The sequence below is a fragment of the Burkholderia multivorans ATCC BAA-247 genome (assembly GCF_000959525.1).
GTDB classification, from domain to species: domain Bacteria; phylum Pseudomonadota; class Gammaproteobacteria; order Burkholderiales; family Burkholderiaceae; genus Burkholderia; species Burkholderia multivorans.
This window is the reverse complement of the sequence record NZ_CP009831.1, coordinates 1,155,954-1,181,151: the sequence shown is the minus strand read 5'-3', so window position 1 is coordinate 1,181,151 and position 25,198 is coordinate 1,155,954. Positions and strand designations below refer to the sequence as shown.

The 25,198-nt window shown below is 65.8% G+C and carries 19 protein-coding genes; 6 read left to right on the top strand and 13 right to left on the bottom strand.

Annotation, left to right across the window (positions count from 1 at the left end):
- Positions 1-98: 98 nt before the first annotated feature.
- Positions 99-1,256, top strand: a complete 1,158-nt coding sequence (locus NP80_RS07510; protein WP_006410326.1) for a glycosyltransferase — start codon at positions 99-101, stop codon at positions 1,254-1,256.
- Between the two features lie 21 nt (positions 1,257-1,277).
- On the top strand, positions 1,278-2,357 hold the full coding sequence (locus NP80_RS07505) for a glycosyltransferase family 4 protein (protein ID WP_035946999.1): 1,080 nt from the start codon (positions 1,278-1,280) through the stop codon (positions 2,355-2,357).
- A 183-nt stretch (positions 2,358-2,540) separates the two neighbouring features.
- Here NP80_RS07505 and NP80_RS07500 read toward each other — a convergent pair whose 3' ends face one another.
- From NP80_RS07500 to NP80_RS07470, 6 genes are all read right to left on the bottom strand, one after another.
- On the bottom strand, positions 2,541-3,794 hold the full coding sequence (locus NP80_RS07500; protein WP_006402418.1) for a flippase: 1,254 nt from the start codon (positions 3,792-3,794) through the stop codon (positions 2,541-2,543).
- 37 nt (positions 3,795-3,831) lie between these two features.
- Entirely contained in the window at positions 3,832-5,022 is a 1,191-nt protein-coding gene (locus NP80_RS07495; protein ID WP_006410323.1) for a glycosyltransferase family 4 protein, read from the bottom strand.
- Between the two features lie 375 nt (positions 5,023-5,397).
- Positions 5,398-7,218 carry an alpha/beta fold hydrolase gene (locus NP80_RS07485; RefSeq protein ID WP_006410328.1) on the bottom strand — a complete coding sequence of 607 codons (1,821 nt, stop codon included), beginning with the start codon at positions 7,216-7,218 and terminating at the stop codon, positions 5,398-5,400.
- A 398-nt stretch (positions 7,219-7,616) separates the two neighbouring features.
- Complete coding sequence (locus NP80_RS07480; RefSeq protein ID WP_006403721.1) at positions 7,617-8,759, bottom strand: acyltransferase family protein; 1,143 nt, start codon at positions 8,757-8,759, stop codon at positions 7,617-7,619.
- 289 nt (positions 8,760-9,048) lie between these two features.
- The gene (locus NP80_RS07475) at positions 9,049-10,446 is read right to left on the bottom strand and encodes a DUF6418 domain-containing protein (protein ID WP_006410316.1); all 1,398 of its coding nucleotides are present in this window, start codon (positions 10,444-10,446) and stop codon (positions 9,049-9,051) included.
- 192 nt (positions 10,447-10,638) lie between these two features.
- Positions 10,639-12,924 carry a GNVR domain-containing protein gene (locus tag NP80_RS07470; RefSeq protein ID WP_035946993.1) on the bottom strand — a complete coding sequence of 762 codons (2,286 nt, stop codon included), beginning with the start codon at positions 12,922-12,924 and terminating at the stop codon, positions 10,639-10,641.
- A 585-nt stretch (positions 12,925-13,509) separates the two neighbouring features.
- Between NP80_RS07470 and NP80_RS07465 the strand changes: the two genes are divergently transcribed.
- The 3 genes from NP80_RS07465 (at position 13,510) to NP80_RS07455 (ending at position 18,301) form a co-directional block, all read left to right on the top strand.
- The gene (locus NP80_RS07465) at positions 13,510-14,691 is read left to right on the top strand and encodes a polysaccharide biosynthesis/export family protein (protein WP_193019405.1); all 1,182 of its coding nucleotides are present in this window, start codon (positions 13,510-13,512) and stop codon (positions 14,689-14,691) included.
- Positions 14,692-15,263: 572 nt separating this feature from the next.
- A complete protein-coding gene (locus tag NP80_RS07460) occupies positions 15,264-17,465 on the top strand; it encodes a glycoside hydrolase family 3 C-terminal domain-containing protein (RefSeq protein ID WP_035488157.1) in 2,202 nt (733 codons plus the stop codon).
- A gap of 161 nt (positions 17,466-17,626) precedes the next feature.
- Entirely contained in the window at positions 17,627-18,301 is a 675-nt protein-coding gene (locus tag NP80_RS07455; protein ID WP_006410330.1) for an HAD family hydrolase, read from the top strand.
- Positions 18,302-18,484: 183 nt separating this feature from the next.
- On the opposite strand, the gene NP80_RS07450 is transcribed toward NP80_RS07455, so the two are convergent.
- Positions 18,485-19,732, bottom strand: a complete 1,248-nt coding sequence (locus NP80_RS07450; RefSeq protein ID WP_006410321.1) for an NAD(P)/FAD-dependent oxidoreductase — start codon at positions 19,730-19,732, stop codon at positions 18,485-18,487.
- Between the two features lie 108 nt (positions 19,733-19,840).
- Here NP80_RS07450 and NP80_RS07445 point away from each other — a divergent pair, with 108 nt between their 5' ends.
- A complete protein-coding gene (locus tag NP80_RS07445) occupies positions 19,841-20,560 on the top strand; it encodes a class I SAM-dependent methyltransferase (RefSeq protein WP_006403731.1) in 720 nt (239 codons plus the stop codon).
- 44 nt (positions 20,561-20,604) lie between these two features.
- Here the strand turns inward: NP80_RS07445 and NP80_RS07440 are convergent, their stop codons facing one another.
- Genes NP80_RS07440 through NP80_RS07415 form a run of 6 tightly spaced genes read right to left on the bottom strand, consistent with a single transcriptional unit; the run spans position 20,605 to position 25,198 of the window.
- A complete protein-coding gene (locus NP80_RS07440) occupies positions 20,605-21,039 on the bottom strand; it encodes an excinuclease ABC subunit A (protein ID WP_035947002.1) in 435 nt (144 codons plus the stop codon).
- An 11-nt stretch (positions 21,040-21,050) separates the two neighbouring features.
- Positions 21,051-21,476 (bottom strand): YbjQ family protein, encoded by a 426-nt coding sequence (locus NP80_RS07435; RefSeq protein WP_006410315.1) that lies wholly within the window; start codon positions 21,474-21,476, stop codon positions 21,051-21,053.
- Between the two features lie 32 nt (positions 21,477-21,508).
- Positions 21,509-22,747 (bottom strand): beta-ketoacyl synthase N-terminal-like domain-containing protein, encoded by a 1,239-nt coding sequence (locus tag NP80_RS07430; protein ID WP_006403734.1) that lies wholly within the window; start codon positions 22,745-22,747, stop codon positions 21,509-21,511.
- Positions 22,744-23,973 (bottom strand): beta-ketoacyl-ACP synthase, encoded by a 1,230-nt coding sequence (locus tag NP80_RS07425; RefSeq protein WP_035946989.1) that lies wholly within the window; start codon positions 23,971-23,973, stop codon positions 22,744-22,746. The genes NP80_RS07430 and NP80_RS07425 overlap by 4 nt, the downstream gene beginning before the upstream one ends.
- Entirely contained in the window at positions 23,973-24,698 is a 726-nt protein-coding gene (locus tag NP80_RS07420; protein WP_006403736.1) for a 3-ketoacyl-ACP reductase FabG2, read from the bottom strand. Before NP80_RS07420 ends, NP80_RS07425 begins: the two co-directional genes overlap by 1 nt.
- Entirely contained in the window at positions 24,695-25,198 is a 504-nt protein-coding gene (locus NP80_RS07415; RefSeq protein WP_035946987.1) for a hotdog family protein, read from the bottom strand. The genes NP80_RS07420 and NP80_RS07415 overlap by 4 nt, the downstream gene beginning before the upstream one ends.

The window sequence follows — 25,198 nt, the reverse complement described above, 5'->3', positions numbered from 1 at the left end:
GTTGCGAGACGTGCGGCCCGATGTCGATTTGACGATTCGCCGGCCGCTGCCGTCACCGTGCGTGACACAGCGAACGATCGAATCGATAGACCCCGAAGATGACTCAAGAAAAGATCGTTCACATTGCCGAAGCGTTCGGTGGCGGCGTGCTGTCGATGCTGACCCAGCTTGCCAACCATGCGGCTGCGGCCGGCATCGAGGTGACCGTGCTGCACGCGATCCGCGCGGAAACGCCGTCCGACTTTCCGACCTTGTTCAGACCCGACGTGAAGCTCGTCTACGTCGACATGGCACGCGAGGTCGACGTCAAGCACGACCTGCGCAGCTTGCGCGCGCTCGTCGCGCACCTGCGCCGCTACGACCCGAAGGTGATTCATCTGCATTCGTCGAAGGCCGGCGTGCTCGGCCGCGTTGCCGCGCGCATCGCGACGCCGCATGCGGCCGTGTTCTATTCGCCGCACGGCCTGTCGTATCTGCGCCGCGACGTGTCGCGTATGAAGCAGTACGCGTATCTCGGCTTCGAGCAGATCGCAGCGCGCATCGGCGGCACCGTCGTCGCATGCTCGGCCAGCGAACTAGGCGAGATCAAGCAGCGCGTGCGTGCGCGTTCGGCCGTGCTCGTCGAAAACGGCGTCGACGTGACCGCGATCCCGCAGCGCCGACCGCGCGACGACGGCAAGATCGTCGTCGGGATGAGCGGCCGTGCGTCGTTCCAGAAAAATCATGAAGCGTTCGCGCGGCTCGCGCAGAAGCTGCAGCACGCCGACGTCGAGTTTCTGTGGATCGGCGGCAATGCCGCTGAAATTCCCGATCCTGCCGAGCGACGCGCCGTCGTCTGCAGCGGCTGGGTGACGCGCGCGCGTGCGCTGGATCTCGCGTCCGGCATGAGCATCTACGTGCAGACGTCGCGCTGGGAAGGCATGCCGGTCGCGCTCATCGAAGCGCAGATCGCCGGCATACCGGCCGTCGTGACCGACGTGATCGGCAATCGCGACGTCGTCATTCACGGCGTGACCGGTTACGTCGCGTCGAGCGAAGACGACATGGCGGCGTATGTCGCGAAGCTGCGCGACGATCGTCAGCTTCGCGAGCAAATGGGAACCGCGGCACGCACGCTAGCGATGCAGCGTTTTTCGATGAGCGAGATATTCCGGCAATGGCATGCGCTCTACGGCCTGGACACCGACAAGACCGACGGCGTGCGCGTCGATACGCGCGGTTTCGAGCCCGTTGCGGCCGATCATGTCAAAGCCTGATCTCGAACGACGACAAGCGACATGAGCACATTGAAGAATCCGAAACCTCTCGTCTACAACGGCCGCTTCACCACGCAGAAGACGACCGGTGTGCAGCGCGTCGCACGCGAGCTGATCGCGGCACTGATCGATATCCATCCGCGCGATCCGGTCACCGTGCTGGTACCGCCGCAACCGAGCGACGCCGTCAGCGGCGCGAACACGGTGAGGATCGGCTTCGGCAAGGGTGTCGTGTGGGAACAGCTCGTTCTTCCGCTGTTCGCGCGCCGCGGCCGCATCGTCAATCTCAGCAACTCGGCGTCGATCTTTCTCGGCAATCAGGTCATCTACATGCACGACGCGGCCGTGTTCGACACGCCGGCGCATTTTTCCCGTGCGTTTCGCGTCTGGTATCGGATCATGTTCTGGATCCTCGCGCGTACGTCCGCCTGCGTGCTGACGAACTCGTATTTCTCGCGCGACCGGCTCGCGCATCACTGCCGCGTGTCGGCCGACAAGATCCGCGTCGTGCCGCTCGGCGCCGACCATCTCGATGCCGTGCAGCCCGACGCGAGCGTGCTCGAGCGCCATGCGATCAAGCCGGGCCGCTTCGTGCTCGCGGTCAGCAGCATGAATCCGACGAAGAACTTCGGCCGTCTGATCGCGGCATTCCGACAGCTCGACGATCCGTCGGTCGATCTCGTGATCGTCGGGATGCAGAACAAGACGGTGTTCGGCAAGCAGGATCACGTGACGGCCGACGAACCGAACATCAAGTACGTCGGCTACATCAGCGACGCGCAATTGAAGGCGCTCTATCAGAACGCCGCGTGCTTCCTCTATCCGTCCATCTACGAAGGGTTTGGCATCCCGCCGCTCGAGGCGATGCGCTACGGCTGCCCGGTCGTCGTCGGGAACTCGGCAGCACTGCCGGAAGTCTGCGCCGACGCCGCGCTGTACTGCGATCCGTATTCGGAGGGCGACATCGCGGCGAAGCTGCGCAGCCTGCTCGACTCGGCTGAGCTTCGGGACGAGTTCAAACGTCGCGGTATCGCGCATGCGGAAAAATATCGCTGGAGCCGCAGCGCCGAAATGATGAAGGCCATATTCGAGCGGCTGTAGGACGCGCGCCGCCGCCCTTTCTTGCTCCCCACTCGCAGTCTTCGCGCGCGGATCGACAGGATTCGCGCGCGTGTCATATCGGCGTTGCGTCCGCTTGCAGAAGCCGCGCAAGCAACACCGAAGACATCGACTCGCATGCCCGCGGATTCGTCGATCGCAACGACCGCCGACCAGCGAATCGCGTTACCGTGAGCGCGCCGGCATATCGATCAGGCCGACGCGTTCGCGGTACAGCACGTACACGAGCGCCCCCACCACGGCCGTCTCGACCAGCAGCACGGCGATGGCCGCCCCGCGTTCCGCGAATAGCGCCGCGAGTGGCGGCAGGATCGTCACGTTCAGCAGCCCCGACGAGATCAGGATCGTGCTGAATGCGCGCTTCATCCCGAGCGGCAGCATCGTCTGAACGCCGAACAGGTCGGTCATGCAGGCCATGAACGGCACCAGCGCGAGACAGCGCAGCACCGCGACGGTCGGCTCGAACGAGGCGCCATAAAGAATCCGGACCGCCATCGGCGCGAATGCGTAGATCGTCGCCGACATCGCGAGCACGAGCACGCCCTGCCAGACGATCAGCTTGCGCAGGAACGCGAACGCCTCGTCGCGCGCGTGATGCATCAGGTTCGTGATGTGCGGATAGGTCGTCGCCCGCAGCGGCTGCAGCATGCCGACGGCCGCGCGGATCAGCTTGTCGCCGGCGGCAAAGTAGCCTGCCGCGACGTTGCCGGCCACCATGCTCAGCAGCACGGTGTTGGTCGACGCGTAGAACGAAATCGACGTCGATGCGAGAAAGACCTGCGTGCCGCCTTTCACGGCGGTGACGATGTCGGCGAGCCGCACGCGCACGCGCGCGACCTCGCGGCAGACGAACAGATAGGCGAGCAGCGTCACGCCGCAGAGCAGCGGCACAGCCGCGTTGATCGCGATCGCGGGGAGAATGTCGTCCGGCGTGTGGACCCAGAGGAAGAACGCGACGACGCTCAGCGCGCGATACACGACGACCGTCATGCTGTAGACGCTGAGCTTCTGGATCCCCTGAAAATACCAGCCCGGCGTGAGCGCGGCGCCCACGGCCATGCCGAACCCGATCAGCAGCGGCGTGCGCTCCGCCGCGAAGTGTGGAATCGCCAGCGTCAGCGCGACCAGCACGCCGAGCCCCGCGATCGCGATCAGCCACTGCGCGGTGACGGTCGTCCAGAAGATTCGCGAACGCTCGAGCTTGTCGCGCGCGAGCGCGACGCGCGGCGTGGCCGTCAGGTCGAAGCTGTAGTTGACCAGATTGATGAAGTACGTCGTCACCGCGAGCACGAACGACAGCCGTCCATACTGCTGCGGGCCGAGCGCGCGCGTAAGCAGCGGCAGCGTGACGAGCGGCACGACATACGTCGAGATTTGCAACGCGAACAGCATCGCGAAATTTTTGCGAATGGCGGTCATCGTGCCTTCTGGGCTGAGAGTGAACGTGCGCCGACTGTCAATGGGCGTGCGGATGCGGCGCCGATGCGTCGATGCCGAGTACCGCGTACAGCGACGAGGCGTAGCAGTCGATCGAGTAGCGCGACCAATCGTAACGGCGATTCGCGTCGCCGAGGTGTGCGCGCAGCGCGCCGATCGCGCGCGAAAAGTCGTCGGGCGTGTTCCGGTAGAGAATCTTGTTGCCGATCTCGTTGCCGAACGTCGACAGGCTCCCGATGTCGTGGACCAGCACCGGCAGGCCGAGCATCGCCGCTTCGACGATCACGAGCGGCGCATTTTCCACCCAGATCGACGGCAGCACGAGCGCGTCGTGCTGCGGCAGCGCGGCGAACAGCGCCGCATGGTCGAGCCGGCCCGCGAAGCGCAGCCTGCCCGCTTCGACGAGGCTCGCATAGCGCGTTTCGAGCGCGTCGCGCTCGGACCCGTCGCCGTAAATCGTGAACGACGCGATCGCCTCGCCCGCCGGCCCGGCCATCAGCGCGAGAAACTCCGCGAGCCCTTTGTCCGGATGCATGCGGCCGACAAAGGCGAGATCGAGCCGCTCGCCCTGCGCGGGCTTCGGCGCACGCGGCATCAGCGTCGTATCGATCGGATTCGACAGCAGCGTGGTGCGCGTGCGCGCGAAGCGCGCGATCAGGTCGCGCATGAACGGGCTCGGGCACAGGATTTCGTCGAACAGGCCGAGCGGATGGAAAAGCGCATTGACGACGTGCCAATGCACCTTCTTCACGACGTCGTGCACGATCCCGTGCGGGCTGGCAACCGACACGAAGCGCCGGTGTCCGCGCAACCGGTCGAGCGACAACGGCTGCGCGCGCCCGCCCGAATAGACCTGCAGGCTCGGATTGTAAAAAACGAGGTGATAATCGTGCGCGGTCAGATACAGGCCGCATCCCGAGCGTCGCTTGTAGCGCGCGAGTACCGGCAGGATCGCGCACGACAGCAGGTTGTGATAGTTGTGGACGAGAATCCGTTGCGGCCGGAAACGCTCCAGCAGCGCGACCAGCGCACGCGCGGCCGCCGGCGACCATGCACGTGTGCTGCGCTTGTTCTCGACGCCGCGCAGCGCCTCTTCGTCGAAGGTTTCGACGACGACGTCGTTGCGCGCGCGCAGCACATCGACCGACACGCGGTAGACCTCTTCCGCGCCGCCCTTGCGGACGAAGTCGTTGATGACCAGCACGCGCATCACGACGGACCTCGATCCGTGATGTAGCGGACCGTCGACATATCGACGCCGCATCCGGACGTGGCCGCGATCCTCGCGCGGCCGCGCTGCGCGCCGCTGTCGCGCGACGCGCCGCGGACGATGCCGCGCGCCGCCTGTCGGCAATCAAGTAGGCTCAATCTTTGCATGGCGTGCAATTTCGTTTCGTCGACCTTCGGAACGGCGTCGCCACACCGCGCCGCTTCCACGAAGCGGCCGGTCCCCGACGACACTGCGACGATAAGGCGTCCGGCACGGCGAAACTGTACGCACGGTCACTTAGGCCGGCATTTGCAAAGCGCGGCCGACGCGGCGGCATGCGTGCCGCCACGTCCCGCCCCCGACAACGATTGCGCGTCAGTGCGTCGATTCGGTGCGATGCTTGCGCAAATGCCACGACATCGTGCGTCTTGCCTTCGGCAGCAGCGCCGTACGCTCAGCCGGCGCCCACCAGCATGCGAGCAGCGCCGCACAGCGCTCGATGACGTATTGCGCGGCGCGTTCGCCGTGCAGCGAATGGTCGACCGTTTCCTGCACGTCGACCGAAACGTTCGGCAAGTGCGCGAACGCGCGCGAGACGGGCCCGAAATGGCGCACGACCGCATCGACGCCGGGATCGTAGGTGCCGTAGATCAAATGGGTGCGGATGCCGCGCGCCGACATGTCGCGCAGCAACCCGCGCGGCGTGTCCTTGCCCGGGCCGCGCCCGAGCCGCTCCGCGACGCGCATCAAGGGCACCGACATCGCATCCGCGGAGAAACGCCATAGCGCGCGCAGCACCGGTCGCAGATCGCGACGTCGCGCGAACAGCCGTCGCCACTTGCCCGCACTGCGGACCGACGCGAAATAGCCGCGCATCGAGTTCGTCTGATTCTTGACGGCGTTCTCGAGCGTCTGGCCGCGCGGCCACACGAATACGGGAAGATTGACCGCGATCGCGCCGGCGAGCTGCCCCGTCGCCGCGGCATGCAGCGACGTATAGGCACCCGAGCAGATCCCGAATGCGACGATCTTGTGATGGCCCTCGGCCTTCAACCAGTTGGCGGCGTTCAGCACGTCGTCGATCAACTGGTCCGAATACGGGATGTCGGATTGAATGTCGCGCGCACGCTCGCTGCTGTCGCCGGTGCCGGTCGAATCGAACCGCAGCGTGCAGATGCCGCGCGCGGCCAGTGCTCGCGCGAGCCGCACGGCGAGCCGCCCGTCCGCGGTGCGCGGGTTCGCGGCCGTATTGGTGATCAGCAGCGTCGGCGCGGCCGCGCGCATCGTCTGCTCGTCGGGCTCGCACAGCACGCCGACCAGGTTGTCGGGGCCGATGCGGATCACGCGTTCGACACTGCCTTCGCCCCGGAGCACGACGTCGGCGTCCGGCCACTGAGGCGATACGCGACCGATTGCGTCGGCGCCGGCCTCAACGTCGATCCAGTCCGCGACCGTATCGAACAATCCAGCCGGGAATCGCGACCACAAAGGCTCGCGCATCGCGACGGGCCAGTCCGCACACGGCTGGACTTGCGCGGCGACGCCGCGCGCCTGCAACGCGCCCGCGAGCATCGCGGCGTCGCCGTACGGTGCGTCGACGAGCAGCGCACGCGCCGGCAGCGTGCCCAATTCGCCGACCGCCTTCGACAGATCGAGATGCCGCAGCGTCGCGACGAGATCGTCGGGATAGGCATGTCCGAGGACATTCATCGGCTTCTCGTCGCGCATCGTGTTGCGCACGACGGGCGGCATGTTTTCGAGCCAGTGCTGCGCGACGGCCGACAGCTCGCGCAGATAGCCGCGCCCACGCACGACGGGCGCCAGCGCGACGAACCGCGTAACCTCGGGCATCGCGTCCGCCGCGAGCAGCGCGACGGCGGCGCCCGCGCGCACGCCGACGAGCGCCACGCTGTCGACCGCGACGCGTTCGCGCAGCGCCTGGACGGCGCGCCGCGTGCTGTCGATCATCTCGTCGAAGCGCCCCTCATCGCGTTCGTCGCCGAGCGAGTCGCCGCTCGCCCGATAGTGAAAGCGCAGCACGGGGAAGCCGCGATCCGAAAGATGCTCGGCGAGCGAGCGGACGAGCTTGTGAAGCCACAGGGCTTCGTGCCCCAACGGCTCGCACATCACGATGCCGTGCGTGCGCGTGCCTTCGTGCAACCAGCCGATGCATCCATCAAACTGGATCGGTGTCATGTTTGGTTCCTTGCGCTAACAATCCGGGTTTTGGGAGCGGCCAACGCGCCGCCGCCTCGATCAACCTCTTTGTAGTTTCACTTACTGCGAGATTACTGAGAGATTACTGCCCATCGATGCTCAATCATCCATGCTGGCCGCGGATCCTTGTGTGGTCGCGATTACCGAGCTCGATGGTGCGTCGTCGCGTGACTCAACCGGCTCGGCGATGCGCGCCGCGCAAGGCGGCCCTCTCATTTGCGTCGCGGCGTGGCGCCTCCGCCGGCCGACGCTGCGGCGCCCGACCCGTCGCATCGGGGTACGCGCCGCCGGCGCGGGCCGCGCGACTGGCACCGGTCGCACGTCTGCTGCCGACTGCGTCGGCTACTGCTGTCGAAAGCCGAGTCGACGTTCGCCGTTTAGCCGTCGGCGTCGCCCGACGCGAGCGCGCCGCTTCTGCGCCGCGCCGTCACGGTGCGCGCCAGTTGAACGCAAGGCACTTCACAGACGCGATAGCCTGCCCACGCGAGCGGGACCAGTGGCACGAGCGGCACGACCATGTACAGCCCCAACGGCCATCCGACGATATGAAAGCGCTGACACAGCCAGAACGCGACGAATAGCGGCAGGCTGTGCAGCAGATAGATCGAGTAGCTGATCTCGCCGAGCCATGCAAGCAGCCGGATACGCAGCTTCAGCACGGTCGCCAATGCGGCGAATATCGCGATGCCCGCCAGGTAGGCGAGCGACGTCGGCAGATGTTCGAGATTGCGATGCCAGTCGTTGACGGCCCCCATCACCGCAATGACGGCAATCGGCACGGCCACCCACGCCGCTGCTGCGCGATACGTGATCGACAGATCGGCGAGCGGGCCGCGCTTCGCCAGGCGGATAGGCAGCAATCTCGACGGCGTGTCGTACGCCTGCCGAAAGCACGCGCCCCAGAACATGATCGCGAGGTGGTACGGCAGCGTCTTGTACTGGCTCAGCACGTCGGCCGGGATCAGTTGCAGCTTCAGCGCCGCGACGAACAGCAGACACAGTCCGATGCTGACCAGACACAGCGCGCGCATCCGATGAAGCGCGCCGCACCAGAACAGCACGAGGCACGCGCCGTAAAAATACAGTTCCGTTTCGAGTGTCCAGCCGTGCGGCAGGATCAGGCTTTCGCCGAACGCGGCTGGCATCATCGTCAGGTTCGCGAGGAACCCGCGGATGTCCATTTGCCTGCCGAACAGATACCAATGGACGACATAGCCTGCAGGCAGCGCGAACCAGTACGCGGGATAGAGTCGAAAGAACCGACGCACGAGAAACCGTTTCGTGCCGGCGCGCACGGGCCCGTGCAGGCTCGTCGGGATCAGCATCCCGCTGATCGCGAAGAAGATCACGACACCCACTCGTCCGAAATTCAGCGAACGCTGCAGCGTATCGAGCGCGTGCTGCGAGCCTGCCAGCGACGCAAACCGCTCGGCGTAGTGGGTCCATATGACGAGTATCACGGCAACGGCGCGCATCGCATCGACATGGTAGAAATGTTCGGAGCTGTTTGTTTTCGACATGACTGTATGGTGACGCGCCGCGCGAGGCGATGTGCCTGCCGCGTGCGCGCGAGATGGATCAGAGTGCCCGGACGCAACCGCCGCGACGATGCCCACCCGCGAAGGTAGGCGACGCTGCAGCAGCCGCCGACAATCCCATCGAATACAGTCAAATCCATGCCTTCAAACACCTGCGCGTCCCTCTTGTTTCATCCGCCGTCCCTGCGGATCCGGGGCGCTTCGATTCCGGCCGATACAACGAAAACGGTAGCCGGCACGCGCTCGACGTCGCGCGCGTGCATGCGTCGAGTCAGCTCGCCGTTCGCTTGTCGACGCAATACCACCAGAGGAGCGCGAGCACCGCGTAAAAGAGGGTGCGCGAGCCGAACATCATCCAGTACTCGCCTTGCTGGACGGCGAACGTCGCATACGAAAACACCTTCGACATCAGCCACAGCATCACGACGCCGCCGCGCATCGCGACCTGGATCTGCAACGCACCGAGTGCGCCATAGACGAGGCCCGTCATCGCGACGAAGAGCGCGCCGCCGACATAGCCGAACCAGTACACCGGGATGGCCATGTTCCCCATCGTGAACGTGACGTCGTCGAAGATGTATGCCTTCAGCAGTTTGGGCTCGGTATACGACATCATCAGATCGCGCAGGCCGCTCGGTTCCGCGTCGCTGAAAAACGTCGGCATCGTCCACGAGCCGAGCGAATGCACGAAACGCCAGAATGCGTCGATACCGCCGTACATCGGCGGCGAGAACATCCCGGCATCGCTGTCCACGACGTACCACGGCTGGCCCTGCAGCAGGAAGCGCGACGAGATCACGTCGGCGACTTCGAGCCCCTGCCCGCGGTATGCGTAGATGATCGACACGGTGCCGAGCAGCAGCGCGAGTCCCGCGCCGATGCCCAGATAGCGCACGACCGGCTTGCCGTTCATCGCATGCAGCGCGATGAACGGCGTCAGCGTGCAGAGACCGATGTGGAGTACGGCCATGAACTGCTCGCCATGCAGCACGTTCAGCGCGAGGTCGACCGCCATCGTGACGATCGCCAGCCATCGAATGCGCTTGTCGGTATTCGTCGCGATCGTGCCGAGCAGCAGGCCGACGAAGGTCTGGTTGTTCAGGAACAGGTTGAACATCGCGCCGTTCGACGCGTCGTTGCGCAGCGCGTACCGGTTGATGCCGGTAAACATCGAGAAGCCGGACGTCAGACCCGCGAGCACGCCGACGACGATCACCGCGAACGCGAGCCCGAAGCCGACGATCACGCTGACCGGCTGCCGTGAAAGGCGCGCGACGATCGTCTCGCGCCCCGGGCGCTCGTCCAGAAACCGCTCGAACGCGACGAACGCACAGGCGACGAAGATCAGATAGAACGTCAGGAGCCGGCTGAACGCGCCGGTCGCTTCGCCGGTGATGTCGGTTTCGCGCAGATAGCCGCCGTTCTCGAGTCCGACGCCTGCGAGGAACGCAGTCAATCCGATCGCGAGCACGTAGAGCATCGAGATCGAGAACACCGGACGCGCTCGAACGAGCGCGACGACGCCCAGCATCGCCAGCACCAGCGTGCATGCCGCGCTCGACTCTTTCATGCCGAGCGCCGGCATCGCCGCATTGATCAGCAACGCGATCGCGAACAGCGTCGATATCATCAGGCCCGTCGCGGACATCGATCCGCCGTCGACCCGCATCGTCCCCGTCGTCTTACCTGTCATGCTGCAACCCGAGATTCGTCCATCGGTCATGCACCGTGCGAGCCGGCGCATCCTGCAGTCGGGCGCCGCTGCCTGCGGCGGCGTCCGCGTCGACACCGTGCAGGTGCGCGACGAGGCCCCGGCTGCTCATGTCATACGCCGCCCGGCACATGCCGAGCGGCGCTGTTCTCAATCGCTGCCGGTTCGTGCCAGCAGCGTGCCCGGGCCGGCTTCGCCGGCATCCTCGCGCGGCGGGCTGTCCTTCGTCGATCGATGCGCGCTCGCGTAGGAGTCGCGACTCAGCGACGGCGATTCGAAGCCGTTGAACACGAGACCGTCGACTTGCGCACCGACCTTGCTCAGGTTCTCGACCGCTTCCGCGACGGCGACGTAGGTCACCGCGCCCTGCCGGGCCGTCATCAACGTGACGTCGACGAACCGCGACAACATCGCGACATTCGCGACGGCACGCGCGGACGGTGCATCGACGACGATCATGTCGTATTCGTCGCGCAGCGACGCGATCAGCGCCTCGAGCCGCTCCGTACGGAACAGGTTGCGCAGCGGCTCGACACCCTTGCCTGCCGACAGCACGTCGAGGTGATCGTTGATCGGGGAGATCGCGCGCTTCAGTTCGAGCGTGCCTTTCAGCAGATCCGACAGGCCCTTCTCGTACTTCATCGGCAACGTGCGCCCGGTGCCGACGTCGCCCGCATCGGCGCGCAGCAGCAGCGTCTTGAAGCCGCTCTCGGCGAACAGGTAGGCGAGATTGGCCGCGATCGTCGACGTGCCCTGCCCCGGTTCCGGCGACGTCATCAGCACCGCCTTCGAGTTTTCGTGCTGCGCAGTCAACCGATAGTGGAGCAGCAGCGCGAGATTTTCCAGCGCTTCGCCGAGCGGCGTATCGCGGTGTTCGCGCGCCACGACGAACGGCGGCCGGTCGCCTGCGCCGGTCTGCAGCGCACGCGGCGCGGCAGGCAGCACGCCGAGCATCGGCACGCCGACCACCGCTTCCAGATGCTTCGGATCGCGAACGCGTCGCGAGAACAACGCGCTGGCCTGCGTCGCGGCGAGACCGAGAATCAGCCCCAACGCGGCGCCCAGTGCGATCACGAGCACGCGCTTCGGCCGGATCGGCTTGTCGCTGACATCGGCCTTGTCGATGATCGACGCATTGCCGACCGTGCCGGCCTTCGCGATCTGCAGCTGCTGCGAGTTGTTCAGCAGGCCGACGTAGAGCTGGCTGTTGACCTCGACTTCGCGAGCGAGACGCAAATACGTCTGCTGTTGCGACGGCAGGTGCGCGACCTTGTTCTTCAGATCGGCCGACTGCTGATCGAGCGTCTTCAGCTTGCTCGCGACCGCGGCGAGCTCCGGTTGTCCCGCGACGTACTTCGACGACAGATCCTGATACTCGAGCTTCGCTTCGAGCCGCGCCTTGTCGACGAGCGACAGTTGATCGATCAGCAGCTTCACGTCGCCCTGCGGATCGATCGATCCCTGCGCGTTGCGGAACGTGTTCAGCGCTTCCTCGGCCTGCTCAAGGCGCGCCTTCACGACCGGCAGCTGCCGATCGAGGAATGCCAGGCTGCGCTCGGCGTCTTCGGCACGGCGCCGTGCGTTCGCGTCGAGATACGCGGCCGCGATCGCGTTGAGCAGCCGTGCGGCAAACACCGGATCGTGATCCTCGAGGCTCAGCTGCATGATGCCCGATTGACGCTTCGTCTCCGCGCCGCTCAGTTTCGTCAGGATCGAATCGAGCCGCACCTGCGTCGACTCGCGGCGTACGCGAAACTCGGTGCCGGGGCGCGCGACGATCCGCGCCACGTCGACGTTGTAGCCGTTCGCGACGCTCGGCTTGCCCACCACGCCGCGCAGCACTTCGTCGCCATGGCTGTCCCTCAGCACGAAGCGGTTGCCGGGCAGATAGTCGAGCTCGAGCTTCTTGCCGATCTGCGCATCGGGAATGTCGAATTTCCTGAACTCGACGCGTTCTCCGCCCCATGCCCAGAACGGCGTGTTGAACAGCGGCACGACGAGACCGTTGCGGTCCTTGCGCAGGAGCGAAGCGACGAAGCCGCCGATCAGCGGAATCGGGTTGCGCACCGACACGTCGACTTGTGCGAGCGTCTCGTCCATCGCGCGCGTGACGACGGTGCGCGAACGTGCAATATCGATCTCGCCGACGACGCTCGAACTTTGAATATCGAGTGCGTTGGAAATCTCGGAAAGCGAGCCGAGCGCGCTGTGTTTGTTTTCCTCGACCTTGATCAGCGTATCGACCGAATAGACCGGTGTTGCCGTGATCGCGTAGATCGTCGCCAACAACAGGCAGCCGAGGAAAACGGCGAGAAAGAGACGGCGATGATCGAGCACGTTCCGCAGCGATTCGCTCATCGTCAACCTGAACGTATCGTGAGAAACAGTTGCCGACCCGTCTCGATACCCGTTCGATGAAGGTCTACCCAGTGCCATGCGTATGCTCCAAAAGTGCCACCCTGACAGGTTCATCGCTGCAGTGCGTGCGTTTGGTCACGCATGTCGCGCCACTCGTGCCGCACCTTTCGCTCCGGCACGCGCCCTGCATTCGGTGACGTCGTTGGATGCGCACGCCACCGAATGATTGACCCCAGGACAATCGATTCTGTTTGCCGAGCCCACTATGCGATAAACGGGCGGCATGCTAAGTGCGATGCCTTACATTAAGAAGCAGCGATGACGCGAAGCACTGGGTTTGCCGATCCATCTCGTGCTACGTTTAGCGCACCGTTGCATGACGCACGAGCCGTCATGGCGAAACCGTCGATCGGAAACGATCGAGGCCCCTCGAACGGACGCGGATCATCGACGAGAACGCGAGCGTGAATTCGACGCGCGCTTCGGCCGGCAACGTCGATTGGCATAAGCGCAACGGGTGTGCGTAGTGGAGTGGCCGCGGGCCGCGACGCGCCAGGATCGCGCGAGCCAGCGGTGGCGAAGCCGGTACGCGGTCGCCCCGAAGGCTGCGAACCTGCCCGTTCTTCACAGAAATATTTTTGTTTAACGATGCTGAATAACGACATGAACAGCCACCAGCCATTCGACACGTCCGTGCCGATCAACAACCGCCCCGCGGTGCGTCGCGTGTGCGCCGCGTTCTCCGTCGCCATTTGTGCGCTGCTGTCCGCGTGCGGAATTGCACCAGGCCAGCACATGGCCGATCCGCCCGCCTTGCCGGTCACCACGTCCGACAACGGCGACGTGACGAGCGACATGAAGGTGCCGGTCAAGCAGATCGATCTCGCGCTCGTCAATCAGATTCGCGCGGAACAGAAAAGCGTGACCGCCGCACCGGTTCCGGCCGACCTGTTCGCCAGATCCGGCGGCTACAAACTCGGTCCGGGCGACGTGCTGCAGATCACCGTGTGGAATCACCCTGAATTCGCGGCCGCCGCGGGCCAGCCCATGCAGAACACGCGGTCCGCCGACGCGGCACCGGGCTTCGTGATCGAAAGCGACGGCAGCGTGCAGTTCCCGTACATCACGCGACCGATTCGCGCGGCCGGGAAGACACCGTTGCAAGTCCAGCAGGAGATCGAAGCCGAGCTGAAGAAGGTCTTCGTGAAACCGCAGGTCACGGTGCGCGTCGCGTCGTTCCGCGCCGGTCAGGTCTACGTCGACGGCGAAGTGCGCGCGCCCGGCTCGCAGACGATCAACGACATTCCGATGACGCTCGTCGAAGCGGTCAACCGCGCAGGCGGCTTTGCGCCGACCGCGGACCAGAGCCGCGTGACGATCACGCGCAACGGCACGGCCTATCCCGTGAACGTCGCACAACTGATGAAATCGGGCGTGAACCCGGCCACGATCATGCTGCAACCCGGCGACCTGTTGCACGTCGCTGCGCGCGAAGACAATCCCGTGTTCGTGATGGGCGAAGTCAACAAGCCGGCCTCGGTGCCGCCGCAACGCGACGGCACGCTCACGCTGAGCGAAGCGCTGTCCGAGGCCGGTCAGCTCAACCAGCAGACGTCCGATGCGAAACAGGTGTTCGTGCTGCGCAAGCAGGCCGACAACGTGCCCGTCATCTATCACCTCGACCTGAAATCGCCGGTGTCGATGCTGCTCGCGAACCAGTTCCCGCTCGCGTCGAAGGACGTCGTCTATGTCGACAACACCGGGCTCGTCCGCGCAAGCCGCGTGCTGAATCTGCTGATCCCGGCGATCAGCGCAGGACTGACCGGCGCACTCGTCACCAAGTAGTCGTTCGTATCCGCAGGGCCGGCATGGCGATGCCGGCCCATTCGCGTCCGCGCATCGTGGCGCATCGTCGCGCGTCGCTGCATCTACGTGGCGCAAACGCGTCGTCGTCCTGGCCGCGCGATCGCCACGACACCGCCGTCCTCCGCCCCTCACCTACACCATCGTGCGCAGCATGCATCGCGCATCGCTCGTCGAGCCGCGTTTTCACCGGCACTTCTTACTCCGCTGCACAGCCGCAATCGGGAACGATGACCGGTTTTTCACCCGTGCGGCAACGCGCTCGAACAAAGATCGGATGTATCGGTAGAAACACCGATGCTGTAGTCAAACTACATTCCTACTATTAGGCGCTGCAGAGAATCGCTACATCCGATTACGCGGCGTCGTGCGGCTTGCACACGCTCGTCGACGTACGTCGGACGCGCCGATCCGGCCGTCGCGATTCCCCGCCTGCTGGCATGCCGCCCCGCCTCACCCCGCATCGCCAGCCGAATGCGTTCGGTGCGAATCCACCGGACGCGCGCAGCTCCAGATACATCCGAACAACACGCAATACGATCATGGAGAGCAACATGCGGGACAAACTCTGGCCGGCCGCCGTCCTGGCGGCGGCCCTCTGCACCGGTGTCCATGCGGGCACGAACGATTTTTCGTCTGCGGCCGATGCCGCCGATGCCTTCGCGTCGAGCGCCGCGCAGCGACGTGCCGATCTGCTCGTGCGCAAGATGACGCTCGACGAGAAGCTGCAGTTCATCCATTCCCAGTACGAAATGTCGAAGGTGCCTGGCGGCGGTGCCGGCTACATCCAGGGCGTGCCGCGGCTCGGCATCCCCGATCTCAACATGGTCGACTCGGCGACCGGTTCCGGCAGCACGTCGCAGGCCAGCACGACGTTCCCCGCGACGATCGCGGTGGCCGCGAGCTGGGATCGTCGCCTCTCGTACGACTACGGCAAGCAGGTTGCGATTCAGTTGCGCGCGCAAGGGTTCGGCATGGGCCTCGGCGGCGGCACGAACCTCGCGCGCGAGCCGCGCGGCGGCCGCCTGTTCGAGTATCTCGGCGAGGATCCGCTGCTCGCGGGCGACCTGCTCGCCGAGCGCACGCTCGCGACGCAGCGGCAGAAAGTCATCGCGACCATCAAGCACTACGCCGGCAACGAGCAGGAGCATGGCCGGATGGGCGGCAACAGCCAGATCGACGAGCGCACGCTGCGCGAGCTCTATCTGCTGCCGTTCGAGATCGCGGCGAAGCGCGGGCGACCCGGCAGCGTGATGTGTAGCTACAACCGGCTGAACGGCACCTATGCTTGCGAGAACAACCATTTGCTCAACGACGTGCTGAAGAACGAATGGGGCTTCGAAGGCCAGGTGCAGTCCGACTGGGGCGCGACGCATAGCACCGCCGCCGCGATCAATGCGGGGCTCGACGAGGAAGAGGACGTCGGCCCGAGCGTGTATCTGACGCCGGCTGCCGTCAAGCAGGCGATCGCGAACGGATCGGTGTCGACCGCGCGCCTCGACGACATGGTGCGCCGCAAGCTCGCGGTGATGATCCGCGTCGGCGTGATGGACGATCCGGCGAAAACCGGCGGCGCGATCGACTTCGCCGCCGCGAACCGCTTCGCGCAATCCGTCGCCGAGCAGTCGATCGTGCTGCTGAAGAACGACGGCAACCAGCTGCCGCTCGTCGCGTCGTCGCTGTCGCGCATTGCGGTGATCGGCGGACACGCCGACGCTGCCGTGATGTCCGGCGGCGGCTCGGGCAATACGCGCGATCCCGTCACCGGTTCGTTCGCCGGCTGCGGCGGCCTCGCGTTCGGCACGTCGACCGGCTGCAGCTGGTGGCGCAATCCCTGGCTGAAGGTCGATGTGCCGATCGTCGCGGCCATTCGCGCGCTCGCGCCGGCCGCACAGGTCACGTTCGCCGGCAACAGCGATCAGCAATCGCCGTTCCGCGCGTACACGCAGCAGGAAATCGACCAGGCCGCGGCGCTCGCTGCGCGCTCGGACGTCGCGATCGTCGTCGTCGCGCAGCCGGCCGGCGAAGACTTCGGCGATCTGCAGAGCCTGAGCCTCGCGAATCCGTCGAATCAGGACGCGCTCGTCGAAGCGGTCGCGCGTGCGAATCCGCACACGATCGTCGTCGTGCAGAGCGGCAATCCGGTGCTGATGCCGTGGAAGGATCGCGTGTCGGCGATCGTCGAGGCATGGTATCCGGGCGAAGGCGGCGGCAAGGCGATCGCGAACGTGCTGTTCGGCGCGGTCAATCCGTCCGGCAAGCTGCCCGTCACGTTCCCGGCCCGCGATCAGGACACGCCGACCTGGGGGCAAAACGGCGCGTTCGAGAGCGATCCGGTCTATGCCGAGAAGCTGAACATGGGCTATCGCTGGTACGACGCGCACAACATCAAGCCGATGTTCGAATTCGGCTACGGCCTCTCTTATACGCACTTCGCGTATTCGGGGCTTTCGGTGTCGAAGCAGCGTGACGGTTCGCTGAACGTCGCCTTCACGGTGCGCAACGACGGGCGTGTCGCCGGCGCGGAAACGCCGCAGGTATATCTCGGCGTGCCGTACAAGGACGAACCGCCGAAACGGCTGGTCGGCTGGGAGAAGATCCGGCTGAATCCGGGCGAGACGCGGCACGTTCGCATCACCGTGTCGCCGCGGATGCAGAGCGTGTGGGACACCGCGCGTAACGGCTGGCGCTATGTGCCGGGCGGCACCGTCTATGTCGGGGCGTCGTCGCGCGATATCCGCCTGCAGGGAAGCTGAGCCTCGTCTCGTGGCCGGATGCGCGACGCGCGTACGCGCGGCGACGCCGGCCGCGGCATCGCGCCCGCGTGCTCGCGCGGGCGCGCCGAACGCACGACTACAATGGCATCTGGCCCATCATTCGCGGCTTGCTTGCGCGAAACCGAAACAGGGAGATTCAGATGCGCATCGAAACGTCATTTCTGTTCGATCTCGACGGTACGCTGGTCGACAGCGTCTATCAGCACGTGCTCGCGTGGAAGGAAGCGCTGGATGCCGAAGGTCTCGAGCTGTCCGTGTGGCGCATCCACCGGAAAATCGGCATGAGCGGCGGCCTCTTTCTGAACCAGCTGCTGCGCGAAACATCGGAAAACATCGACACCGATCGCATCGAGCGGCTCGCGCGCCTGCATGCGGCCGCCTACCAGCGGCTGCGCGCGCAGGTCCGCCCGCTGCCCGGCGCGACCGAACTGCTGAACTCGCTTTCCGCCGCCGGCATCCGCTGGGCGATCGCCACCAGCGGCCGGATGGAGACGGCGAGCGTCAACCTCGACGCGCTCGGCGTCGACGCGTCGAAGGCGGTCGTCGTGACGCGCGACCAGGTCAAGTATGCGAAACCCGACCCCGATCTGTTCGTCGAAGCCGCGCGGCGGCTCAACGTGCCGATCGAGCACACGGTCGTCGTCGGCGACAGCATCTGGGACATGCTCGCCGCCTGCCGCTGTCGCGCGCTAGGCGTCGGACTGCGCTCGGGCGGCTACGGCACCGAGGAGCTGCAAGACGCGGGTGCGCTGCGCGTCTATGACGACCCGGCGGATTTGCTCTGGCATCTCGACGAAATCGCCGCGCGGCCGTAGGTGCGTCGCGCGGTCGTTCGATACGGTGCGGGCGCGCGTTGTCTGTCGACGTGCAACGGTCCGCGCGACAGCGTAATCGAGCGATCGAGCGAACGGTCGAACGGCAGCGATGAGGCGCCCGTCTTGCTACGCGCGGAAAGGACATCCCTTTCCGCCGACGGGCACCGCGACCACGCGCAGCAATCAGCGCGCCGCGTTCGAACGACAGATCTCGGCCAGCAGATCGAGGCCGCGCGCCGGTTCACGCACGAACGGATTCGCTTCGTCCCACGCGTAGCCGGCCAGAATCGAGCACACCATGCGCTTCACGTCGGACGCCTTGTCTTCATGAAACACGATGTCCTGCAACACGCCTGAATACCAGCGCTCGACGAACGCGCGGAAGGTATCGATGCCCTTGCGCAACGCGAGATCGTAGTCGCGTGCCCAGTCCACCGTCTCGCCGCGCAGTTGCCGTTCGAGTGCGGCGACGGCGAGATGGGCCGAACGCATCGCGATCGTCACGCCCGACGAGAAAATCGGATCGAGGAATTCGCCTGCGTTGCCGAGCAAGGCATAGCCGCGGCCGTGCAGCGACGCGACGTTCGACGCATAGCCCGCGATACGGCGCACGGGCATCACGAACGGCTTGCTGCCGACGAGCCGCGCGAGCGTCGGCTCGCTCTGCAGCAGTTCGCGCAACAACGATTCCTGCTGCGCCTCCGGCACGTCCAGAAACGCGGCATCAGCCACGCAACCGACCGACGAGCGGCCGTTCGTCAGCGGGATCATCCAGAACCACACGTCGCGCCGCTCCGGATGCACGGCAATGCAGATCTTGTCGCGATCGGTCGATCCGGCCGGCAGGCTGTCCTGCACGTGCGAAAAGATAGCCGCGCGCGTCGGCAGCCCGGTCGGCGCCTCGAGTCCGAGCAGCCGCGGCAGCACGCGGCCGAACCCGCTCGCATCGAGGACGAACGACGCCTCTACGGCATATTCGCTTCCCGCTTCGTCGACAACGTCGAGCCGCGGCATGTCCCCGGGCTCAAACGCGCGCACGGTATGCCCGAATCGCACGTCCGCGCCCTGGCTCGCCGCACAGCGGATCAGCAGATCGTCGAACGTCGCGCGTTCGACCTGATAGGCGGTACCCCAGCCGTCGGAAAACTTCTCGCGGAAATCGAACGACGACGTCCGGTCGCGATGAACGAAATACGCGCCGTTCTTGAACTGAAAGCCGGCCTCGACGACGGCCTGCAGCATGCCGGCCTCTTCGAGATAGCACATGCTCTGCGGCAGCAGGCTTTCTCCGATCGAAAAGCGCGGAAAGTGCTGGCGCTCGAGCACCAGTACGGACCGGCCGCGCTTGCGCAGCAGCGCCGCCGCGACGGCACCGGACGGCCCCGCTCCGATGATCGCGACGTCGACGGAGTTCGATTTCATTTCGTTCATGCTTGCCAATTCGTTTCCATGGATGGTGTTCTTATGTTTGTGACGCCACGATCCGGCGTTGCAAACTACAATAGGCGCTCAACAAATCCAACATTCCAACGAGAGACCATGACGTCCTACCGCACGCACGCTCCCGCCTATGTTCCCGAAACCCGCTTCGGCGTCTGGTTTCTCCGCACGCATACCTGGGAGCATCATGTGCTCAGGGTCGCCATCGACGATCTGAAGCAGCTGATCGCGGCGCCGCCTCCGCCCGCGGCGGTGATCCTCGATGCCGGCTGCGGTCAGGGCAAGTCGTTCCGTCTGCTGAGCGAAGCGTTCTCGCCCAGGAAAATCATCGGGATCGATTGCCACGCCGACTCGCTCGCGCATGCATCGCAGGAAGCGCATCGTTGCGCTGCGCCGGTCGAGCTGCATCACGCGGACTGCACGCGCATTCCGCTCGCCGATTCGAGCGTCGACATCGTGTTCTGCCATCAGACCTTCCACCATCTCGTCGATCAGGACCGCGCGCTGGCCGAGTTTCGCCGCGTGCTGAAGCCGGGCGGACTGCTGCTGTTCGCGGAGTCCACCGACGCGTACATCAAGTCGTGGGTGATCAGGCTATTGTTCCGTCATCCGATGGAAGTGCAGAAAAGCGCCGACGGCTATCTGGCGATGCTGCGTCATGCGGGCTTCGCGTTCGAATCCCGCAACGTGTCGTTCCCGTACCTGTGGTGGAGCCGCGCGAAGGACTTCGGGCTCCTCGAGCGCATCGGCCTCTATACGCCGAAGCCCGGCAAGCGGCGCGAGACGCTGGTCAACGTCGCCGCGCGCAAGCCGGCCTGAATGGGCGAGGCCGCCGTGCGGCGGCCCCTTCCGCGCGCTGCCGGTCAGCGTTTCAGCGTCACGACCTCGCCGGTCAGCGCCGCACCGGCCATGACGGCGCCGGCGCCGCACGTGTATTCGGTTTCGCTCGAGCGCAACACGTTGCGGTAGTTGCTCTTGATGCCGACGACGGCATTGCCGCCCTCCTTGCGCGCACGCGCCTGGAGTTCGAGCACGGCCGACAGAAACACGTGCCGGCACGCCGCCTCGTCGCTCTTGCCGAACGCGTTCGTCTTCTTGTTGGTCGCAAACGTGCCGTACGACTTGAGCACACGCGGGTGCGGCTGATCGCCGAAATAGAGCGCGACGCCATCGTCGAGCTTGCCCTCGTCGCTCTTCAGCGCGGACTCGATCGGATAGTTGTCGATCGTGTCCCGTGCATAGGCCGCCGAAGATGTCAGGATCGCGCCGACCAGCGCCAGTGCCATACCGTATTTCATCCGTTCCTCCGTCATTGCGCGTTCAGTTGAACGACGTCGCCCGACACGGCAATTGCGCCCGCGCCGCCGCTCACGCCGCAGGTGTATTCGGTCGTCGAATCGGAACGCTGGCTGTGGAACCGCGTCGTCACGTTGATGACCGCATTGCCGCCATGATTCTTCGCATACGTGCGAAGGCGATTCAGCGCTTCGGTCAGCGCCTGCTCGCACGTCTGCTGCTCCGCGTGCGTGCCGCGCTGGACGCGCACCGACTCGGCGCGCGGCCCGATACTCGTCTTGACCTCCGGATGCGGCTGCGCGCCGAAATAGACCGCGACGCCGCTCGCGTCGGGCGCCGTTGCCGCAGCGGGCAGCGGCAACGAGCGGACCACGGTACCGCACCCCGTCAGCAGCGCTGCCGCAGCCAACATCCCGGCCAGATGTCGTTTGTGTTTCATTGTTATCGTCCTCTCAGCTCAGTCGGTTCACTTCAATCGCCCTTCCAGGCGTCCAACAACACACTTGCACAGCTGCCGCCGAATCCGAACGAAATCGACAGCGCACGTTCGATCGTGCCGTCGCGCGTGTCGCGCACGAGCGGCATGCCGGCGACGGCCGGATCGGCGTCGCTTCCGACAGCCGTACCGGCGATGAAACCGTCACGCATCATCAGGAGCGTATAGATCGCTTCGTGCGCACCGCTCGCGCCGAGCGGATGACCGGTCATGCCTTTCGTCGACGAAAACGCCGGCACGTCGCTGCCGAACACGTCGCCGAGCGCCTTCAGTTCCTCGACGTCGCCGAGCGGCGTCGAGGGTGCGTGCGTGTTGACGTAGTCGGGCCGTTGGCCGCCGCCATCGAGCGCGATGCGCATCGCGCGCGCAATGCCCGGCGCGTGAGGCGTCGCCATGCCGGCATCGTCCGTGCACTGTCCGAACCCGGCGATCTCCGCGTAGATGCGCGCACCGCGGGCTCGCGCATGCGCGAGCGATTCGAGTACGAGGATGCCCGCGCCCGAAGCAATCACGAAGCCGTCGCGGTCGCGCGCATACGGCCGCGATGCGCAGTCCGGCGTGTCGTTGAACGCGCTCGACAACGCGCCCATCGCGTCGAACATCAGCGTCATGTTGTCGTGCAGTGCCTCGCTTCCGCCCGCAAGGACGACGTCCTGACAGCCGGCGCGAATCAACTGCGCCGCATGGCCGATCGCGAGTGCGCCGCTCGTGCAAGCGGAAGCCGGCGTATACGACACGCCCCCGATGCCGAACAGCTGCGCGATGCACGCCGACGCCGTGCTGCTCATCGCCTTCGGAACGACATAGGGCGGCGTCTTGTCGAGGCCGCGCTGGGTCGCGATCGCCATCGCGTCGTCGTATTCGGCCATCGATCCGATGCCCGAGCCGACGATCGCGCCCGCGCGCGGCGAACGAAGCGCGTCGGCATCGAGGCGCGCATCGTCGAGCGCGAACGCCGCCGCATGCGCCGCGAAGCGCGCGGTGTCGCCCATGAAGCGCTCGTGCTTGCGCGAGAACGGCTCGGTCGCCTCGACGGACGCCGCACCGGCGACCTGGCTGCGAAAACCGCGCTGTCGCCACGTTTCGATACGACGCACGCCCGAGCGCCCGGCGCGCAGCGCGGCCGCGACGTCGTCGAGCGTGTTGCCGAGGCACGACACGATGCCGAGCCCGGTGACGACGACGCGAGACGCTTCGCTGCCGAACGCCGTCACGCCGCCATCCGCCGGAAGATCAGCGACGTATTGATGCCGCCGAACGCGAAGTTGTTGCTCATCACGAATTCCGCGTCGATGCGGCGTGCATCGCCGACGATATAGTCGAGCGGCGCGCACGCCGGATCGACCGTGTCGAGATTGAGCGTCGGCACATACCAGTTGCGCTTCATCATCTCGATCGTCCACCACGCTTCGAGCGCGCCGCATGCGCCGAGCGTGTGCCCCACGTAGCTCTTCAGCGAGCTGATCGGCATGCGTTCGCCGAACACCGACGCGGTCGCATGACTTTCCGCGACGTCGCCGCGATCGGTCGACGTGCCGTGCGCATTCACGTACGCGATCGCATCGGCATCGAGCTGCGCGTCGTTCAGTGCGACGCGCATCGCGACGGCCATCGTTTCGGCGGTCGGCTGCGTGATGTGCGCGCCATCCGAATTGCAGCCGAAGCCGACGATCTCCGCATGAATCGTCGCGCCGCGTGCGATCGCGTGGTCGTAGTCTTCCAGCACGAGCGTCGCCGCCCCTTCGCCGACGACCAGACCGTCGCGATCGGCATCGAACGGGCGCGGCGTCAGATTCGGCGTATCGTTGCGCGTGCTGGTCGCGTACAACGTATCGAACACGGCCACCGCGGGCCCCGACAACTCTTCCGCCCCGCCTGCGAGCATCAGCGCCTGCTTGCCCGTCGCGATCGCTTCGTACGCGTAGCCGATCGCCTGACTGCCGGACGCGCACGCCGACGACGTCGGCACGATGCGCCCTTTCAGATCCCAGAACAGGCTGACGTTGACGGCCGTCGTATGCGGCATCATCTGCACGTAGCTGTTCGACGTGACGTCGCGCATCGAGCCCGTCTCGATCATCGTGCCGAATGCGCGGATCGGTTCGACGGAGCCCGACGACGATCCGTACGCGACGCCCATGCGCCCGTCGCGGATCGAGGGATCGTCGATCAAGCCGGCGTCCGTCAGCGCAAGCTCGCTCGCCCTGACCGCATACATCGACACCGGCCCCATCGAACGCGTCTTCTTGCGCGGATACGCGTGCGGCAGCTCGAAGCCCGGCAGCGGACACGCGAGCCGCGTATGCAGCGCTTCGTAGCAGTCCCATTCCGGCATCCGCCGCACGGCATTGCGCCCGTCGCGCAGACGCGCCTCGATTTCGGGCCAGCTCTGACCGAAGGCGGTCACGCCGCCCATCCCCGTCACCACGACTCGCTTCATCACACCATCCCGCCGTTGACGCCGATCACCTGCCGCGTGACGTAGCTCGCCGCGTCCGACATCAGGAAACCGACCACCGCCGCGACCTCGTCGGGCTCGCCGACGCGGCCCATCGGCACCGCCTTCAATGCATGGTCGAGCGGCACGGCGTCGAGCATCCCCGTATCGACGAGGCCTGGCGCGACGCAATTGACCGTGATCTTTCGCGACGCCAGTTCGACCGCGAGCGCCTTCGTTGCACCGATCAGGCCGGCCTTCGCGGCGCTGTAATTGACCTGGCCGCGATTGCCCGTCACGCCCGACACGGACGCGATCGTGACGATACGGCCGCCGTTGCGCAGTCGCACCATCGGCATCGTCAGCGGATGAACGACGTTGTAGAACCCGTCCAGACCGGTTTCGATCACGACGTCCCAGTCCTCCTCCGAGAGCGCCGGAAACGCGCCGTCCCGCGTCACGCCCGCGTTGCAGACGATGCCGTAATACGCGCCGTTCGCTTCGACGTCGGCCTCGAGTTCACGCCGGCATGCCGCGCGATCGCGCACGTCGAACTGCAGCACGCTCGCGGTGCCGCCCTGGGCGCGAATCGTCGCGGCGACCGCGTCCGCCTCGTCGCGCGCGCTGCGACAATGCACCGTCACCGCGAAGCCGTCGGATGCGATGCGCAGCGCCACGGCGCGGCCGATCCCGCGGCTCGCGCCTGTCACGAGAACTCGCCGAGTCATGAATTGAAGCTCCCTTCGATAAAAGATTGAAAATCGTCCGGCTGGTACACCTTGACGACGGCTTCCGCGCAACACTCGCCTTCCGCATAAATCGCGCATTCATACGCACCGTGCCCCGCGTCGCCGCGCAGCAGTTCTCGCGCGACGATGTGCAGCGTCGTTTGCGCGTCGAACCGCGCGCGATGCGCGACATAGCGGTTCGCACCGAGCAGCACGCCCGGTTTCGCGCGACCGCCCGCATGCGCGGCAAGCAGACCGACATGTGCGGCGATCGCCTGCGCCATCAGTTCGATGCCGATCCAGGCCGGCATCGCGCCGTCGCCGTCGGCATACCATGCGTCGCTGCGCGCGACGGCGCGTGTCTCGATACCGTTTTCCGAGCAGCGCTCGATCGCATCGAGCAGCAGCATCGTGCCGCGATGCGGCAATACATCGCGCACGTCCGCGACAGGGATGTCCGCGCCGCCGTGCAGCGCCTCGATCAACGATCCGGCATGCAT

Bases quoted from the DNA above. Each gene is read 5' to 3' on its own strand.
- NP80_RS07510 (WP_006410326.1), top strand. From the start codon at position 99: ATGACTCAAGAAAAGATCGTTCACATTGCCGAAGCGTTCGGTGGCGGC.
- NP80_RS07505 (WP_035946999.1), top strand. From the start codon at position 1,278: ATGAGCACATTGAAGAATCCGAAACCTCTCGTCTACAACGGCCGCTTC.
- NP80_RS07500 (WP_006402418.1), bottom strand. From the start codon at position 3,794: ATGACCGCCATTCGCAAAAATTTCGCGATGCTGTTCGCGTTGCAAATC.
- NP80_RS07495 (WP_006410323.1), bottom strand. From the start codon at position 5,022: ATGCGCGTGCTGGTCATCAACGACTTCGTCCGCAAGGGCGGCGCGGAA.
- NP80_RS07485 (WP_006410328.1), bottom strand. From the start codon at position 7,218: ATGACACCGATCCAGTTTGATGGATGCATCGGCTGGTTGCACGAAGGC.
- NP80_RS07480 (WP_006403721.1), bottom strand. From the start codon at position 8,759: ATGTCGAAAACAAACAGCTCCGAACATTTCTACCATGTCGATGCGATG.
- NP80_RS07475 (WP_006410316.1), bottom strand. From the start codon at position 10,446: ATGCGGGTCGACGGCGGATCGATGTCCGCGACGGGCCTGATGATATCG.
- NP80_RS07470 (WP_035946993.1), bottom strand. From the start codon at position 12,924: ATGGCACTGGGTAGACCTTCATCGAACGGGTATCGAGACGGGTCGGCA.
- NP80_RS07465 (WP_193019405.1), top strand. From the start codon at position 13,510: ATGAACAGCCACCAGCCATTCGACACGTCCGTGCCGATCAACAACCGC.
- NP80_RS07460 (WP_035488157.1), top strand. From the start codon at position 15,264: ATGCGGGACAAACTCTGGCCGGCCGCCGTCCTGGCGGCGGCCCTCTGC.
- NP80_RS07455 (WP_006410330.1), top strand. From the start codon at position 17,627: ATGCGCATCGAAACGTCATTTCTGTTCGATCTCGACGGTACGCTGGTC.
- NP80_RS07450 (WP_006410321.1), bottom strand. From the start codon at position 19,732: ATGAACGAAATGAAATCGAACTCCGTCGACGTCGCGATCATCGGAGCG.
- NP80_RS07445 (WP_006403731.1), top strand. From the start codon at position 19,841: ATGACGTCCTACCGCACGCACGCTCCCGCCTATGTTCCCGAAACCCGC.
- NP80_RS07440 (WP_035947002.1), bottom strand. From the start codon at position 21,039: ATGAAATACGGTATGGCACTGGCGCTGGTCGGCGCGATCCTGACATCT.
- NP80_RS07435 (WP_006410315.1), bottom strand. From the start codon at position 21,476: ATGAAACACAAACGACATCTGGCCGGGATGTTGGCTGCGGCAGCGCTG.
- NP80_RS07425 (WP_035946989.1), bottom strand. From the start codon at position 23,973: ATGAAGCGAGTCGTGGTGACGGGGATGGGCGGCGTGACCGCCTTCGGT.
- NP80_RS07420 (WP_006403736.1), bottom strand. From the start codon at position 24,698: ATGACTCGGCGAGTTCTCGTGACAGGCGCGAGCCGCGGGATCGGCCGC.
- NP80_RS07415 (WP_035946987.1), bottom strand. From the start codon at position 25,198: ATGCATGCCGGATCGTTGATCGAGGCGCTGCACGGCGGCGCGGACATC.